This is a genomic window from Methylophilus sp. TWE2 (assembly GCF_001183865.1).
Lineage (GTDB): Bacteria > Pseudomonadota > Gammaproteobacteria > Burkholderiales > Methylophilaceae > Methylophilus.
In genome coordinates, this window is record NZ_CP012020.1 from 122,461 (window position 1) to 137,588 (window position 15,128).

Annotated in this window: 14 protein-coding genes and 1 riboswitch; of the genes, 9 read left to right on the forward strand and 5 right to left on the reverse strand. The window is 51.4% G+C overall.

The annotated features are described in order from the left end of the window. Positions 1-3: 3 nt before the first annotated feature. The 3 genes from mreD to ACJ67_RS00580 are packed head-to-tail and all read right to left on the reverse strand — an operon-like array spanning position 4 to position 2,638. Complete coding sequence (mreD, locus tag ACJ67_RS00570) at positions 4-480, reverse strand: rod shape-determining protein MreD (RefSeq protein WP_049637456.1); 477 nt, start codon at positions 478-480, stop codon at positions 4-6. After that, positions 477-1,565 carry a rod shape-determining protein MreC gene (gene mreC, locus ACJ67_RS00575; protein ID WP_049637457.1) on the reverse strand — a complete coding sequence of 363 codons (1,089 nt, stop codon included), beginning with the start codon at positions 1,563-1,565 and terminating at the stop codon, positions 477-479. Before mreC ends, mreD begins: the two co-directional genes overlap by 4 nt. A gap of 29 nt (positions 1,566-1,594) precedes the next feature. Further along, complete coding sequence (locus ACJ67_RS00580; RefSeq protein ID WP_018985380.1) at positions 1,595-2,638, reverse strand: rod shape-determining protein; 1,044 nt, start codon at positions 2,636-2,638, stop codon at positions 1,595-1,597. Positions 2,639-2,765: 127 nt separating this feature from the next. Here ACJ67_RS00580 and gatC point away from each other — a divergent pair, with 127 nt between their 5' ends. Genes gatC through gatB form a run of 3 tightly spaced genes read left to right on the forward strand, consistent with a single transcriptional unit; the run spans position 2,766 to position 6,041 of the window. Continuing rightward, positions 2,766-3,053: an Asp-tRNA(Asn)/Glu-tRNA(Gln) amidotransferase subunit GatC gene (gatC, locus tag ACJ67_RS00585; RefSeq protein ID WP_018985381.1), complete on the forward strand. Its 288-nt coding sequence runs from the start codon at positions 2,766-2,768 to the stop codon at positions 3,051-3,053. A 50-nt stretch (positions 3,054-3,103) separates the two neighbouring features. Beyond that, positions 3,104-4,594: an Asp-tRNA(Asn)/Glu-tRNA(Gln) amidotransferase subunit GatA gene (gene gatA, locus ACJ67_RS00590; RefSeq protein WP_049637458.1), complete on the forward strand. Its 1,491-nt coding sequence runs from the start codon at positions 3,104-3,106 to the stop codon at positions 4,592-4,594. A 1-nt stretch (position 4,595) separates the two neighbouring features. Further along, the gene (gatB, locus tag ACJ67_RS00595) at positions 4,596-6,041 is read left to right on the forward strand and encodes an Asp-tRNA(Asn)/Glu-tRNA(Gln) amidotransferase subunit GatB (protein ID WP_049637459.1); all 1,446 of its coding nucleotides are present in this window, start codon (positions 4,596-4,598) and stop codon (positions 6,039-6,041) included. 78 nt (positions 6,042-6,119) lie between these two features. On the opposite strand, the gene ACJ67_RS00600 is transcribed toward gatB, so the two are convergent. Beyond that, on the reverse strand, positions 6,120-6,527 hold the full coding sequence (locus ACJ67_RS00600; protein ID WP_049637460.1) for a hypothetical protein: 408 nt from the start codon (positions 6,525-6,527) through the stop codon (positions 6,120-6,122). Between the two features lie 137 nt (positions 6,528-6,664). Next, positions 6,665-6,777, forward strand: a riboswitch (TPP riboswitch). A 30-nt stretch (positions 6,778-6,807) separates the two neighbouring features. Between ACJ67_RS00600 and thiC the strand changes: the two genes are divergently transcribed. The 3 genes from thiC to ACJ67_RS00615 all read left to right on the forward strand — a co-directional run bounded on the left by thiC (position 6,808) and on the right by ACJ67_RS00615 (position 11,120). Further along, a complete protein-coding gene (gene thiC / locus ACJ67_RS00605; protein ID WP_049637461.1) occupies positions 6,808-8,688 on the forward strand; it encodes a phosphomethylpyrimidine synthase ThiC in 1,881 nt (626 codons plus the stop codon). Between the two features lie 155 nt (positions 8,689-8,843). Then, positions 8,844-10,499: a hypothetical protein gene (locus tag ACJ67_RS00610; RefSeq protein ID WP_049637462.1), complete on the forward strand. Its 1,656-nt coding sequence runs from the start codon at positions 8,844-8,846 to the stop codon at positions 10,497-10,499. Between the two features lie 156 nt (positions 10,500-10,655). Further along, positions 10,656-11,120: a hypothetical protein gene (locus ACJ67_RS00615; RefSeq protein ID WP_231587207.1), complete on the forward strand. Its 465-nt coding sequence runs from the start codon at positions 10,656-10,658 to the stop codon at positions 11,118-11,120. A 38-nt stretch (positions 11,121-11,158) separates the two neighbouring features. Here the strand turns inward: ACJ67_RS00615 and ACJ67_RS00620 are convergent, their stop codons facing one another. Beyond that, positions 11,159-11,701, reverse strand: a complete 543-nt coding sequence (locus tag ACJ67_RS00620; RefSeq protein ID WP_049637464.1) for a YaeQ family protein — start codon at positions 11,699-11,701, stop codon at positions 11,159-11,161. Positions 11,702-11,862: 161 nt separating this feature from the next. Between ACJ67_RS00620 and ACJ67_RS00625 the strand changes: the two genes are divergently transcribed. From ACJ67_RS00625 to ACJ67_RS00635, 3 genes are read left to right on the forward strand one after another with little or no spacing between them, the layout of a single operon-like run. After that, positions 11,863-12,537, forward strand: coding sequence for a TetR/AcrR family transcriptional regulator (locus tag ACJ67_RS00625; protein ID WP_049637465.1), 675 nt, complete (start codon positions 11,863-11,865; stop codon positions 12,535-12,537). Beyond that, positions 12,530-13,960: an efflux transporter outer membrane subunit gene (locus ACJ67_RS00630; RefSeq protein WP_049637466.1), complete on the forward strand. Its 1,431-nt coding sequence runs from the start codon at positions 12,530-12,532 to the stop codon at positions 13,958-13,960. Before ACJ67_RS00625 ends, ACJ67_RS00630 begins: the two co-directional genes overlap by 8 nt. 2 nt (positions 13,961-13,962) lie before the next feature. Continuing rightward, positions 13,963-15,126: an efflux RND transporter periplasmic adaptor subunit gene (locus ACJ67_RS00635; protein WP_231587208.1), complete on the forward strand. Its 1,164-nt coding sequence runs from the start codon at positions 13,963-13,965 to the stop codon at positions 15,124-15,126. The last annotated feature ends 2 nt before the right edge of the window (positions 15,127-15,128 follow it).

Below are 15,128 nucleotides of genomic sequence, written 5' to 3' on the forward strand. Positions count from 1 at the left end.
TGCTTATAACTTCTTTGGGCGTGTCAGTTCGCCAAACCAGATGATCATGAATTGCCACAGTATCAGGTCGGAAATGACGGGCAGGCCATAAGTCCAGTCTGGTATTTCCCCGCCTGCAAACAATTTGAGCAACAGAATCAGTGCACGCTGCACGCCAAACAGGAAAATGACGTATAAATAAAGTTGCCAGCGGTTGAACAACACCAGCCTGCGCTGGTAAATCAGGCCCAGAAAAGCGGTGACGGCAAAGGTGAGTGCATGCTGGCCTAGCAAGCTGCCCGTGGAGAGATCCACCAGCAAGCCGGCAAACCATACCCAGCCAATATTGCAGTGATAAGGTGCCTGTAATAGCCAGTAAATCATGATGACCAGCAAAAAGTCTGGCCGGATAATGATGCCGGAATTAGACCAAGGGTATAGCTGGAAGACCAGCCCCACCAGCATGGTAAACACGATAGTGCTGAATTTGACCGGTTTCATGGATGCTCCGGCGCGACTGGCGCGAGGGTGGTCTCGGGTGTTGGCCCTTGGCTGTTGGAGTTCGCTTCAGGCACGCCTGTATCAAGTACTGGCGTTTCGGTAACCGGATGTGGATCCACCGCAGCATTATTTTTTTGTAATACATCGACCACGGATTGATCAAGGTGCTGGGCGTTATTGCGTGGCAAGAAAGGCCTGTTTTCGTTGGTTTGGTTAATCACCGGTGAGTCTGGCACCTTGAGAATCAATACGTGTTTATGATTGTTTACACCAGCAATTGGGCGGCTGATGATTTTGGCAAAGGGGGAGTCCTGGCTCTGCTTGATCTGGGTGACCACAGCCACCGCCAGACCAGCAGGATAGACGCCATCAATGCCCGAAGTCACCAGTTTGTCACCCACCTTGATATCCACACTGGTAGGCAGGTAAGGAATATCCAGTGTATTACGCTTGCCTTCGCCAAAGGCAATCGCCCGCAACTGGTTGCGTTCGATCTGGATAGGAATGGATAATTTTTTGTCGGTGATCAGTGTGACTTCGCTGGTAAATGGATAAACACGGGTGATCTGGCCAACCACGCCTTGCTCATCAACCACCGCCTGGCCCGGCGTAATCTGGTGACGACTACCCCGGTTGAGAGTGATTATGTTGCTGAAAGGGTCGCGCCCCATATGCATCACTTCACCCAGTGTGGCTTGTGGAATGATGGGTGCATCTCCGTCCAGCAGGGTGCGCAAGTGTGCGTTCTCGGCATCGACCGTTGCCAGGCGTTGCAAGGCGGCGTGGTCTATCAGCGCCTGTTGTTTGAGTTTGAAATTATCCTGGATTAGCTGGTTGTGCGAGCTGAAGTAGGTGTTGATGTTGCGGGCCCACTCATTGGGGGCGCTGGCAACCACCTCAAGCGGGTGTAATGCGGTACTGAACCACTGCCTGACCTGGCCGAGGTAATCAAACCGCGCATCGACGGCCATCATGACCAGTGACAGCGCGCAAAAAAACATCAGGCGTGGAAAAGGCTTGGGTCCCTGGATAAAAAAAGCCGGGGATTCCTGCGGGTCAAGCTGTTGGTGTATGCCTTTTAGCATGATCGGGGATGCGCCAACGTTGCCCCGGATTATTCGCTAGCAAAAACGTTGCCCAGCTTGTCCATTTCTTCAAGGGCACGCCCACAACCACGTGCCACACAGGTCAGCGGGTCTTCAGCCACAATGACGGGCAGGCCGGTTTCTTCAACCAGCAGTCGATCCAGGTCACGCAGCAAGGCGCCACCACCGGTCAACACCATGCCTTTTTCTGCAATATCGGCACCCAGTTCTGGCGGGGTTTGTTCCAGGGCAGATTTCACGGCGCCAACGATGGAGTTTAATGGCTCTGTCAACGCTTCCAGGATTTCGTTGCTGGAGATAGTGAATTTACGTGGCAAACCTTCCGCCAGGTTGCGGCCGGTGACTTCCATTTCGAGCACTTCTGAACCAGGGAAGGCAGAGCCGATCCGTTTCTTGATCGCTTCGGCTGTCGGTTCAGAAATCTGCATGCCATAGTTACGGCGGATGTAATCAATAATCGCCTGGTCAAACTTGTCACCACCGACGCGTTCTGACTTGGCGTACACAATACCACCCAGTGAAATCACACCCACTTCTGTCGTGCCGCCGCCAATATCTACCACCATGGAACCCGTCGCTTCCGCCACGGGCATGTCCGCACCAATCGCGGCAGCCATCGGCTCTTCAATCAGGAATACCTGTTTGGCACCCGCGCGCTCGGCGGATTCTTTAATGGCTCGACGTTCAACCTGGGTGGAGCCGACGGGCACGCAGATAATGATGCGTGGGCTAGGGGAGAACCAGCGGGACTCGTGGACTTTGCGGATAAAAAACTTGAGCATTTGCTCGGTGATGGTGAAGTCGGCAATCACACCGTCTTTCATCGGGCGGATGGCCTGGATATTGGCCGGTGCGCGGCCTAGCATGCTTTTAGCGTCAGAACCGACGGCCAGCAATACTTTTTTGCCATTGGGGCCGCCTTCGGTACGGATCGCCACCACCGAAGGTTCATCCAGCACGACGCCTTTCCCGCGCACATAAATCAGGGTGTTGGCGGTGCCTAAGTCAATGGCAAGGTCATTGGAGAAGTAGCTGTTGAGTGAACCGAACATGTTTTATCCTGTGAATATACTGATTTGGCGCTGCCCGCTGGGTGCGGCATAAAATCAAGGTATAATAGCGCAAAACGCACATGAAATTAAGATGTGCTTTCAAAATCTTACAGACAATTAACCCGACATGGCACTGAATCTTGATGATATCAAGCGCATCGCTCACCTCGCTCGTATTGAGGTCAGCGACAATGAGGCGCAAGAAACCCTGAACAAACTTTCCGGTATCCTCGGTTTGATCGAGCAAATGCAGGCAGTTGATACTACCGGTATCGAGCCGATGTCGCATTCGCAAGATGTGACGCAACGTCTGCGTGAAGACGTGGTCACTGCCACCAATCAGCGAGAACTGTTTCAGTCGATTGCCCCGGCCACACAGGATGGCCTGTACCTGGTGCCTAAAGTCATTGAATAACAGCGTGTGTTCCAAGCGAAGTTCACGCCACTAACCTAATAGATACAGTTATGATCAACAGTAGTCTTAAACAGTTGGGCCAGCAGTTGGCCAGCAAACAAGTTTCCAGTGTCGAGCTCACGCAAGCCTATTTGCAGCGCATGGCACAGCTCAACCCCACCATCAATGCCTACGTTACCATAGACGAAGACAAAACCCTGGCGCAGGCCAAAGCCGCTGATGCACGCATCGCTGCTGGTGATTTTGGGCCCTTGACTGGTATTCCTTTGGCACAAAAAGATATTTTCTGTGCCAAAGGCTGGCGAACCACCTGCAGCTCGAAAATGCTGGAAACCTTTATTTCTCCGTATGACGCGCATGTCATCAGCCAGTTTGATGCGGCGGGTGCGGTGAATCTGGGCAAGACCAATATGGATGAGTTCGCCATGGGCTCTTCCAACGAAACCAGCTATTTCGGTGGCGTGAAAAACCCGTGGGATTTTGACCGCGTGCCTGGCGGTAGTTCGGGCGGTTCGGCTGCTGCCGTGGCAGCCCGATTGTGTGCCGCAGCTACCGGGACCGATACTGGCGGTTCGATTCGCCAACCCGCGTCACTCTGTGGCTTTACCGGCCTCAAGCCCACATACGGCCTGGTCTCCCGTTACGGCATGATTGCCTTTGCGTCTTCTTTAGACCAGGCAGGCCCGATGGCCAAATCCGCTGAAGACTGTGCGCTGATGCTGAATGTGATGGCCGGTTTTGATGAACGCGACTCCACCAGTGTCAACCGCGAAAAAGAAGATTACACCCGCGGCCTGACCAGCATGACCGGCGATCAGCCACTCAAAGGCTTGCGTATTGGTCTGCCTAAAGAGTATTTTGCCGAAGGCCTGAATGCCGACGTCGCTAAAGTCATTGAAACCGCGATTGCCGAATACAAAAAACTGGGCGCCGAAATTGTTGAGGTGAGCTTGCCCAACAATAACCTGTCGATCCCGGTGTATTACGTGCTGGCACCCGCTGAGGCTTCAAGCAACCTGTCACGTTACGATGGCGTGCGTTATGGTCACCGTGCGGCCGAGTACAATGACCTGCTTGAAATGTATATGAAATCACGTGCCGAAGGGTTTGGTGCCGAGGTCAAGCGCCGTATCCTGATCGGCACTTATGTGCTGAGCGCGGGGTATTACGACGCCTACTACCTCAAGGCACAAAAAATCCGTCGCCTGATCGCGCAAGACTTTGTCGAGGCCTTTAAACACTGTGATGTGATCATGGGGCCGGCTGCACCTTCCACCGCTTTTAAGGCTGGCGAAAAGACGAGTGACCCGGTTGCGATGTATCTGGAAGATTTATACACCATTGCCGTCAACCTGGCTGGTTTGCCAGGCATGAGTATCCCGGCAGGGTTTGCGACCAGCAGCGAAGGCAAGGCATTGCCAGTCGGTTTGCAGATTATTGGTAATTATTTTGATGAGGCACGCATGCTCAATGTCGGACATGCCTATCAACAAGTGACAGACTGGCATACACGCATGCCAGCCGGTTTGGAGAACATCTAACATGCAGTGGGAAGTCGTGATTGGGTTGGAAACCCACGTACAGTTACAAACCAAGTCCAAGCAATTCAGCGGGGCCTCAACCACTTATGGTGCCGAGCCGAACACCCAGGCTTGCGAAGTGAGCATTGCATTACCAGGCGTATTGCCTGTGCTGAATAAGAAAGCCGTTGAATGCGCCATCAAATTTGGCCTGGCGATTGATGCCGAGATGGCACCGCGTAGCGTGTTCTCACGCAAGAATTATTTTTACCCTGACCTACCTAAAGGTTACCAGATCAGCCAGTTTGAGCTGCCGGTCGTGGGTAAAGGCCAGATCACCATTCAAGTGCCCGCAGGTAAAAATACCCAAGCCTACGAAAAAGTCATCAATATTACCCGTGCCCATCTCGAAGAAGATGCTGGTAAATCGGTGCATGGTGCCGTTGAGGGCATGTCCGGCATTGATTTGAACCGTGCTGGTACGCCACTGCTGGAAATTGTGACCGAACCCGACATGCGTAGCGCGGCCGAAGCGGTGGCTTACGCCAAAAAACTGCACGAACTGGTGCAATGGATAGGCATTTGCGATGGCAATATGCAGGAAGGTTCTTTCCGCTGCGATGTGAACGTCTCCGTGCGTCCGAAAGGCACAGAGAAGTTTGGTACGCGCCGTGAGATCAAAAACCTCAACTCGTTCAAGTTCATGCAGCAGGCCATTGAGTACGAAACCCAGTGGCAGATTGAAACGCTCGAAGATGGTGGCACCATCCAGCAGGCAACGGTGCTGTTTAATCCGGATACTGGTGAAACGCGCGCCATGCGGACCAAGGAAGAGGCCAACGATTACCGCTACTTCCCGGATCCGGATTTACTACCCCTAGAAGTGACAGAAGCGGACAAGGCGCGAGTAAAGGCTGAGATGCCGGAATTGCCACAAGCTTTGCAGACGCGTCTGATTAGTGAGTACCAACTCTCCAGTTATGATGCCAGCACGCTGACATCCTCACGCAGCCTAGCCGATTATTTTGTATCAGTAGTCAATGCAGGTGCCGAACCTAAACAAGCCGCCAATTGGGTGATGGGTGCGTTATCGGCAAAACTCAACGCTGAAGAAAGAACCATCGTTGACAGTCCAGTGACTGCTGTGCAATTAGCAGCCTTGCTCAAACGCATTGCCGATAACACCATTTCTAATAATGCCGCCAAGCAGGTGTTTGAAGGCTTATGGGCAGGCGAGGGCGAAGTCGACGCCATTATTGAAGCTAAAGGCCTCAAGCAAGTGTCAGATACTGGCGCCATTGAAGCGATTATCAATGAAGTACTGGCGGCCAACCAGGCCATGGTTGATGAATACAAATCCGGTAAGGAAAAAGCGTTTAATGCCTTGGTAGGTCAGTGCATGAAAGCCAGCAAGGGTAAAGCCAACCCTGCCCAGGTCAATGAGACGCTTAAGAAAATGCTTGGCTAACTTTTGAGTGATACGACTCTCCTCATTAAAAAACCCCGCAATTGCGGGGTTTTTTAATGGCAACTGATTGACCGCTATTTAATGACACAATGCATGGCAAAGCAGTTGATAGCAAATTGTCAGGAAGCCCACGGTTGTAATGACAAAACTCAATGCAGAAAAGACTCTCCACCTGGTTTTGCTCCAAAAGTCGGTATCAAAGGCAGCAATGGTAAAAATGGTCGGGTTGGTAAAGCCGCCAATGGCAACACAGACACAGGCAAAATAATGTAACTCGATGCCTGCCGCTTTAGCAGCGCCAAAAAAGCCCAGGTTAAACAACGCCATCAAGGCATAATCGACGTGGGCACGTATCATGGTTTTGTAATCCACCAGAAAGTCGCCATCAATCCCTTTGATGGGGAACCAGCGGGCAAACGTCATCAACCATGCTGATAAAATTAAGGCGGTGGCGCACGCAACTGCACCGATTAATAACACTTCCATATGATCTCTCCTGAGTTCCTGATTGAAATAATCCCGGTAGTTTTTATCGTCGGGTGGCGTGATTGTAGACAGATCTGTCTACTTGTCAAGAGGAGGTCGTTTCTGCTTGCGTTATGAGGCGTTTTCCCGCACAATCCGTTCGTTGCTAGGGGTCTGTAAAGCCTTCATTTTCTGAACGTTTTGCAGTGAGAGTTACCCTTCGAACCTGATGTGGTTGATACCACCGTAGGGAATGCAAACCTCCACATGCATCCTTACGTCTTTTCTTTTAAGGATGCCAATGAACGCTATTGATAAAAATATCAAGTTCGTCAATGCTGATGCCAAAGTTGACGAAGCTGCCACCAAACCGTTTGCCAAGTCGCGCAAAATTTACGTTGAAGGTTCACGGCCTGATATCCAGGTGCCGTTTCGTGAAATCTCTCTGAGTGACACCCCTTCCAGTTTTGGTGGCGATACCAATCCACCAGTGGTGGTCTATGACACTTCGGGCCCTTACACCGACCCAAATGTTGAGATCGATATCCGTAACGGTTTGCCAGCTTTGCGTGCGAAATGGATTGCCGAGCGTAACGACACCGAACAACTGGATGGCCCAACCTCGGAATTCGGCCAGCAGCGCCTGGTAGACCCTGAGCTGGCGCAAATGCGTTTCAACCTGCACCGTAAACCATTGCGTGCCAAGCCAGGTAAAAATGTCAGCCAGATGCACTATGCGCGTCAGGGCATCATCACGCCTGAGATGGAGTTTATTGCCATCCGCGAAAACCAGCGCCGTGAAAACATGAGCGAGCTATTGCAGACCCAGCATCCCGGCCAGAACTACGGTGCCAGTATCCCAAAAGTGATTACGCCCGAGTTTGTGCGTGATGAAGTGGCGCGTGGCCGTGCGATTATTCCTGCCAACATCAACCACCCGGAAATTGAGCCCATGATTATTGGCCGTAACTTCCTGGTCAAGATCAATGCCAACATCGGCAACTCAGCGCTCGGTTCTTCCATCTCTGAAGAAGTGGAAAAAATGGTGTGGGGCACACGCTGGGGTGGTGACACCGTGATGGATTTATCTACCGGTAAAAATATCCACGAAACGCGTGAATGGATTATTCGCAACTCACCGGTGCCGATTGGAACCGTGCCTATTTACCAGGCGCTGGAAAAAGTGAACGGCAAGGCCGAAGACCTGACGTGGGAAATTTTCCGTGATACGCTGATTGAACAGGCAGAGCAGGGCGTGGACTACTTCACTATTCACGCTGGTGTGCGCCTGGCTTATATCCCGATGACCGCTAAACGGATGACCGGTATCGTGTCGCGTGGTGGCTCCATCATGGCGAAATGGTGTCTGGCCCACCATAAAGAATCTTTCCTGTACACGCATTTCGAAGAGATTTGCGAGATCATGAAGCAGTACGATGTGAGCTTCTCACTGGGTGATGGCCTGCGTCCCGGTTCTATTTACGATGCCAATGACGAAGCACAATTTGCGGAGTTGAAAACGCTGGGTGAATTGACTCAAATCGCTTGGAAGCACGATGTACAGTGCATGATCGAAGGCCCGGGCCACGTGCCCATGCACCTGATCAAGGAAAACATGGACTTGCAACTGGAGCATTGTGGTGAAGCCCCTTTCTACACATTAGGGCCACTCACGACGGACATCGCCCCAGGTTATGACCACATTACTTCCGGCATCGGCGCCGCCATGATAGGCTGGTATGGCTGTGCCATGCTGTGCTATGTCACACCAAAAGAGCACCTGGGCTTGCCGGACAAGGAAGATGTACGCGTGGGTATCATCACCTACAAAATTGCAGCGCATGCGGCTGACCTGGCCAAAGGCCATCCTGGCGCACAAATCCGTGATAATGCTTTATCCAAGGCCCGTTTCGAGTTCCGCTGGGAAGACCAGTTTAACCTCGGCCTCGATCCTGAAAAAGCCAAGGAATTCCATGATGAAACCTTGCCGCAGGAAGGCGCGAAACAAGCCCATTTCTGCTCTATGTGCGGTCCTCACTTCTGCTCAATGAAAATCACGCAAGATGTACGTGACTACGCCGCCACACAAGGCGTGAGCGAGCAGGAAGCCCTGGAAAAAGGCATGCAGGAGAAAGCGATTGAGTTCGTGAAGAAGGGCAGTGAGGTTTACCAGAAGGTGTAATTTTTGCGCTTTTCATAAAAACCGGCGTACTGCCGGTTTTTTTTGTTGCTTGCAAAGTGGTTATTTGATCTGCAAACCAGCTGTTTTTTCACCGATTCTCAGCTGGCATGCCACGGTATAGTGCACAGTCTATATCGCGGCTTAAGGCATCCATTATGGCGGACAACCTGCAAAGCAGTATCGTACGAGACTTCCGGCAAACGCTGCTGTGGCCTATCCAGTTGATGACGGATCACAGTAGTCTGAATGCTGTGAATTATCCATGGCAAGTGCTCAAAGACACGCCCAACTCACCTTGGGTAGAAATACAAGACGAGTTTTTGCAGGCCTCGCCGCACCTCAGTGAAACCAGGTACCAGGAGTTCGTCACTTTTCTGCCGTTTGCCCAGCGCTTTTTGTATGGCGAGGGCAAGCATGGCCGCGAAGCAGGCGGATATGGTGAATCTCCCATTCATATTTTCACGCGTAGCGACATTAACCAGGTACGTATTACCTTGCATGGCGATCAACAGCCCTTAGTATTGCGCGTCTCCCATGTGGAGTTGTATTTCTTTTTTGATATTGACGTCGCCATGCTGGCGTTTGAGGTGACTGGCAAAGACCTGCCATTAAAGTCCGCCATGGAGATCATGTACCGGTTGGGGCGTACTTATCCTAACTATTGGGACGATACCGGCGAAGCCGGCCATTGTGCGCAACTGGTTGAGTGGCTGGACCAACAGGGACAGGTGATTGCCCGCTCTGATTATGAAGACAAGGCGCGCTACCTGGCGTTTGTCAAAGAGAATCATGTGCCCTGCGTGTCCTTGCATTGGCTGGCGCTCATGCATCCCTTGGTGCCTCACTATTCTGATCAGGAAGGTGCATTGCGTTATCGTGAAATTGAATACCAGCGCATGCCGCTGATGGCCTACCTGTCGTTTGATGATGTGAGCCAGCTAAGCCGTGGTGACCTCATCCGTCTTGGGCTGGTGTGCCAACCCTGGCATTCTGAAACGCTGCCGTTTACCGAACAATTTTTGCAGGCATTCGAAAAAAATAATTGCTATGACCGCTACTGGGATGATGCCCGCCAGGATCCGTGGAGCACAACACGTATCATGTGCACCGGGCAAAATTTTGTCGTGGTCGGCAGCCATCAGCACCGCGTGTTTACCAATGAGCGCACTGGCATCAAACGCCATTACCAGAACCAGTACTTTTTGCTATTTTTGATTGCGCATTTCCAGAAAGCGGCGTTGCTCATGTTGTCTGACCGCATGGTGCAGGCCATCAGCCGATTGAATATCCAGAGTGAAGATTCTGTGAAAGCTTTCCGCAGCCGTATCCGTAACGCCACAGCCGTGTTTTTGCGCTTTACGCACCGCTACTGGTTTGAAAACGTCTCAGACCAGGCCGTGGCTAAAGACCTGTTTTCCTTGATGCTCAAACAGCTGGACTCCGTCAGCCTGTTTGAAAAAACACGCCGCCGTATTATGGATATGGCGGAATATCTTGAGGGCGAAGAAATCAAGCGCCAGGCCGATACCGTCGTTCGACTGACGGTGGTCACCATCCTCGGCCTGATTGGGACCATGACCAGCGGCCTGCTGGGCATGAACTTGATTGACCTCACGCAATCCAGCCTGCCTGAAAAACTGGCGTATTTTGCCATCGTGTTTGTGCCAGTGAGTCTGCTCACTTTTTACACGGTCATCAAGTCCCGGCGCCTTTCGCTGTTTCTGGATGCACTTTCAAATGAAGGTGCTGGGCTGGGTTACAAATTATCCAAACTGCGCAGTGTCTGGGTGGGAAGGCTTGATGATCACTAAACCGGTAGTTTGGCGATCCAAACACTTGTTAAAAAATGAATCTTTATGACGGGCTTCTATCCAATTTTGAAAGGCTAATACTGGCAATATTGATAGGAGAACATGATGAGACGCAGGCTCTATTTTGTTTTACCCAATATTAGAAGCGCACGGGCAATGATGAACGAACTATTGCTGGAAAGGGTGGAAGAAGGCCATATTCACTTCCATGCTAAAAACGAGCAGCTGTTAGGCAATCTTCCCAAGGCGAATGCAGTAGAAAAATCGGATGTCGTGTATAGCGCATTGGCAGGCTTTGTGTTTGGTGCGGTGTTTGGTTTGCTGGGTGGTTTGCTGGCCTATCTGGTGCCCTGGTGGTTTGGCGAAGTGACGTTAATGGTGATCCCTTATTGCATGGTGCTGGGTGCGCTTTCTTGTACCGCCTGGGCTGCAGCAGTCGCGACTGCCGCCCCTAGTTATCGCCTCAAATCATATCAATCCCAACTTGAGCAAGGCAGTATTTTAATGATTGTCTCGGTGCCATTGCGCAGATTGGGTGAAGTACGCCGTCGGCTCATGCAGCATCACCCGGAAGCGATGTATAGTGGCGTTTGGCCAGCAGAACACAAGCTTTTTCCCTAAGCCAGTCATGCTGGCTTGTTGTGAGGCGAGTTGGATGGTTATTCTCTGGCTTCTTTTAACCATTGCGGCTGAATTTCAAAGCTCCCACCATCATAGCTCGCCAGCATTTGCCGGTCTTGAATGGTGAAACTGATGGTCAGTCCACGTGTGGCTGCGGCAGCCAGTTGTTCTGTTTCTGGCAGGTTAATCACGGTGACGTTATCCAGCTTGAGTATGGCTTTCTGGTTCTGGGTCCACCACATCTCTGCCGTTCGGCCACCGTAGAGGACTTGTACCACGTGCGCTGCCCGTCCACACGCTTTGCGGATCTCGCGTTCGTCAGGCAAACCTACACCAATCCAGCGTTCAATCGCACCCGTTAAATCTTTCTGCCACAGATCCGGCTCATCGTCTTCACTCAAGCCTTTACCAAACAGCAATGCTTCATCGGCATACAGCACAAAAGCCAGCAAGCGTACCATCATTCGCTCATCAGTTTCTGAAGGATGTTTTGCCAGTGTCAATTGATGTTGCTGGTAATAATGCCTATCCATGTCGGCAATATTGACGTCGATTTTATAAATGGTGGACTTGAGGGCCATGTTTGCTGAAGTGTCTGCGTCAATAAAAGTGCTTCGAGTATAGCAAAGCTACTGCGCACCCTAGGCGTTTGTAACAAATAGAATACAAGAAAACACTTGCTGTTTTTTTTAAAACCCTTTTAAAATGAAAATGAAACATTTTATTTTTATTTTAAAAGCATATGATTGATCCACAGTTCAAAGCTGTCAGCAAATCTAAAACACGTGTCGGCCGCCCGAGAGCGGGCACGGCGCAAAAGCGGCATAACCAGTTATTAACCCGCGTGTTAGAACTATTTATGACAGAAGGCGTTACACAAACCAGTGTTGCCCGTATCGCTGCCCATTGCGGGGTCTCTACGCGAACGATATATGAACGTTACAACAATAAATATGATTTACTGATCGCCGCAGTGACGCAGATGGTGGAGCAGGACATGTCCGCGATGGTGCAAGTGGATAATTTGCATAAATACAGTCTGAACGAAGTGCTTACACTGATTGGCCGTTTCATTCTCAACCGTGTGCTAGAACCGCGCATGGTGTCTTTTTACCGTATCGGTATATCCGAGTTTTACCATGTGCCCGAACTGGCATTAGCCATGAAGCAAGCCGGCCCTGAACGCATCTTTCAAATGCTGGCTGAAGTGCTGGCTTTTTATGAGGCTAAAGGCATACTGCCGACAGTGAATTTTATGCAAGCAGCAGAGTCCTATTGCGAATTGCTGATCGCCGGGCCACGTAATAAAGCCTTGTTCGGCGCCTTGCCAGAGGATTGGGATGCCGAGGCACATATCAAATTTGTTGTGACACTATTTCTTAAAGGAATTACCGGAATGGAGCAGAATCATGGGTAAGCATGCCCGATGGTATTGGCTGTGCTTGATCGTGCCATTGGCCGGCTGTACGGTGTTGGAGGAGTATATCCGTCCAAAACCGGAGACACCGACCCAATGGCAAGCCCCACCGCCGCATGAAGGTAAGCTGCTTTCACTCAAGGATTGGTGGGGGCAATTTAATGATCCAGTGCTGAATGAGTTGCTGGCACAAGCACAGAAGGAAAACCCCTCGCTTGAACTGGCGCTGGCTAACATCAGCTCAGCACGTGCCAATCTTGGTACGGCATTCTCACAAGGAATCCCTTCACTGACTGCAAATGGTTCCTTTACCGAAAGCAAAGGGGCGAATGCTGCATTAGGTGCCAGTACGGTCAAGATCACTTCGGGCACACTGGATGCAAGCTGGGAACTGGATTTGTTTGGCAAAATAAAAGCTGGCAAGCAGGCGGCCATCGCCCAGCTGGAGTCCAGGGAGATGGCCTGGCATGATGCCCGCATCACACTGGCAGCAGAGGTTGCCAATAATTATGTCAACTACCGTGCATGCCGGGAAAACGTTGATGCCTTGCAGCAGGCACTTGATTCCCGACGCGAGACGGCTCGCTTGACCGGCATTTCCAGTAAGGCAGGCTTTACCTCACCAGCAGATCTATCGTTGGCTGAAGCTGCGATGCGCGCCAGTGAGTCAACACTCGATGGACAGCAGGCTGAATGCGATGGTCTGGTCAAGGCGCTGGTGGCATTAACTAACCTCCCAGAAGCGAAATTACAGAGTGTGCTTGCCCAAGGGAAAGGACTACCGCAACCTGCGCTGTTTGATGTTCAGGCTTTACCTGCCGAATTGTTGACACGCAGGCCGGATCTTGTCAGGGATGAGCGTAACCTGGCCGAAGCGAGTGCCAATATTGGAGTCAGTAAAGCTGCTTTGTACCCAAGTCTGAGTCTCACCGGGTCCATTGGTTACAGGCAAACCACGATTAACGGTACCGTCATCCGCGGCCAAACCTGGTCATATGGTCCCAGCCTCAAATTGCCTTTGTTTGATGGCGGCGCCAATAGGGCCGCGATAGAGGCAGACCGGGCAACCTTTGATAATTTACTGGCAACTTACAAGCAGAATGTGCGTAACGCTGTGAAAGAGGTCGAGCAAGCACTGGTTAATTTGAATAGTGCGACACGGCGTGTACAGTCTGAAAGTGAGAGTGCCGCTCAGTATCGCCAGTATTTCAAAGTGGCAGAAATGAACTGGAAGTCAGGCGGCCTGGATTTACTGTCACTGGAAGATGCACGCCGCCAGAAAATCAACGCCGAACTCAATGTGATTACCCAACAAAAGAATCGCGTATTACAGTGGATTGCCCTGTATAAGGCGTTTGGTGGGGACTGGCTTGAAACCCGGCAAACAGTCAAACCTCCATTGAAACCCATGGAAAAAAGGTAAGCATGATGGCAAAGAAACTGACAACAAAAACCAAATTTTTAATCATTGCAGCGTTATTGGTGGGCGTGAGTGCCTGGTTTTGGCAACACCCCTTGCACCAGGATGAATTGAAGGGGAAATCTGCCAAGAATCAAGCCCGTCAGTCAGCCCAGACACTCAAGGCTGCACTGAGTGTAGAGGCGACCCAGCCTGCGATTGTGCAATGGCCGATGACCCTGGTCCTGAATGGCAGCATTTATCCATGGCAGGAAGCCCTGGTCAGTGCAGAAATTTCTGGTCTTCGCATACAGCAGATCATGGCGGATGTGGGGACACAAGTCAGTAAGGGTGAGCCACTGGTGATGTTGGCTGACGAAACAGTGAAAGCTGACTTGCAAAAACAGCTGGCAACTGTAGATAGGGATAAAGCGGCGTTGGCTGAAGCAAAAAGCAATGCCGATAGAGCACGTGAAATCAAGGACAGTGGCGCATTATCCGCTCAAAAAATTAACGAGTATGTGATCGCCGAGCAGACTGCCAGAGCGAATCTGGCATTGTCTGAAGCTGAGTTGGAAAACCAGAAAATCCGCTTGCGCCAGACTAAAGTCGTCGCGCCGGATGATGGCGTGATTTCGTCACGTTCTGCCAACTTGGGCAACGTGGTCTCTTCAGGTGCCGAGTTGTTCCGTTTAGTGCGCCAGGGCCGTATAGAGTGGCGTGGGGAAGTGAATGCTGACCAACAGACTGCTCTGCACGCAGGCCAATTGGTAAGACTGACACTGTCTGGGGGCCACACCGTGAATGGCAAAGTGCGCCTGATTTCGCCAACGGTGGATAACAACACGCGCAATGCACTGGTCTATGTGGATATTCCCAAAGACAGTGCGAAACCTGGCATGTATGTACAGGGAGAGGTCGATATTGGCCAGCAGCAAGGCGTGGCGGTACCTCTGAGTGCGGTGACTTATCGCGATGGCTTTGCTTATGTGTTTGAACTGGCGCCCGCCGATGCGCAAGGCTTAAGCAAAGTCATCCAGCGCAAGGTGCAAACCGGCCGTTCGCATGGCGAGCAGATTGAGCTGCTGGGTAGTCTCAATACGCAGGCGCAGTTTGTGCTGAGCGGTGGTGCTTTTTTAAATGATGGCGACATCGTCAAAGTTGTCACCCAGACGAAGCGTGGGGCTTAAGT

Bases quoted from the DNA above. Each gene is read 5' to 3' on its own strand.
- ACJ67_RS00580 (WP_018985380.1), bottom strand. From the start codon at position 2,638: ATGTTCGGTTCACTCAACAGCTACTTCTCCAATGACCTTGCCATTGAC.
- ACJ67_RS00600 (WP_049637460.1), bottom strand. From the start codon at position 6,527: ATGGAAGTGTTATTAATCGGTGCAGTTGCGTGCGCCACCGCCTTAATT.
- gatB (WP_049637459.1), top strand. From the start codon at position 4,596: ATGCAGTGGGAAGTCGTGATTGGGTTGGAAACCCACGTACAGTTACAA.
- ACJ67_RS00615 (WP_231587207.1), top strand. From the start codon at position 10,656: ATGATGAACGAACTATTGCTGGAAAGGGTGGAAGAAGGCCATATTCAC.
- ACJ67_RS00610 (WP_049637462.1), top strand. From the start codon at position 8,844: ATGGCGGACAACCTGCAAAGCAGTATCGTACGAGACTTCCGGCAAACG.
- mreD (WP_049637456.1), bottom strand. From the start codon at position 480: ATGAAACCGGTCAAATTCAGCACTATCGTGTTTACCATGCTGGTGGGG.
- thiC (WP_049637461.1), top strand. From the start codon at position 6,808: ATGAACGCTATTGATAAAAATATCAAGTTCGTCAATGCTGATGCCAAA.
- gatA (WP_049637458.1), top strand. From the start codon at position 3,104: ATGATCAACAGTAGTCTTAAACAGTTGGGCCAGCAGTTGGCCAGCAAA.
- gatC (WP_018985381.1), top strand. From the start codon at position 2,766: ATGGCACTGAATCTTGATGATATCAAGCGCATCGCTCACCTCGCTCGT.
- ACJ67_RS00635 (WP_231587208.1), top strand. From the start codon at position 13,963: ATGATGGCAAAGAAACTGACAACAAAAACCAAATTTTTAATCATTGCA.
- ACJ67_RS00630 (WP_049637466.1), top strand. From the start codon at position 12,530: ATGGGTAAGCATGCCCGATGGTATTGGCTGTGCTTGATCGTGCCATTG.
- ACJ67_RS00625 (WP_049637465.1), top strand. From the start codon at position 11,863: ATGATTGATCCACAGTTCAAAGCTGTCAGCAAATCTAAAACACGTGTC.
- ACJ67_RS00620 (WP_049637464.1), bottom strand. From the start codon at position 11,701: ATGGCCCTCAAGTCCACCATTTATAAAATCGACGTCAATATTGCCGAC.
- mreC (WP_049637457.1), bottom strand. From the start codon at position 1,565: ATGCTAAAAGGCATACACCAACAGCTTGACCCGCAGGAATCCCCGGCT.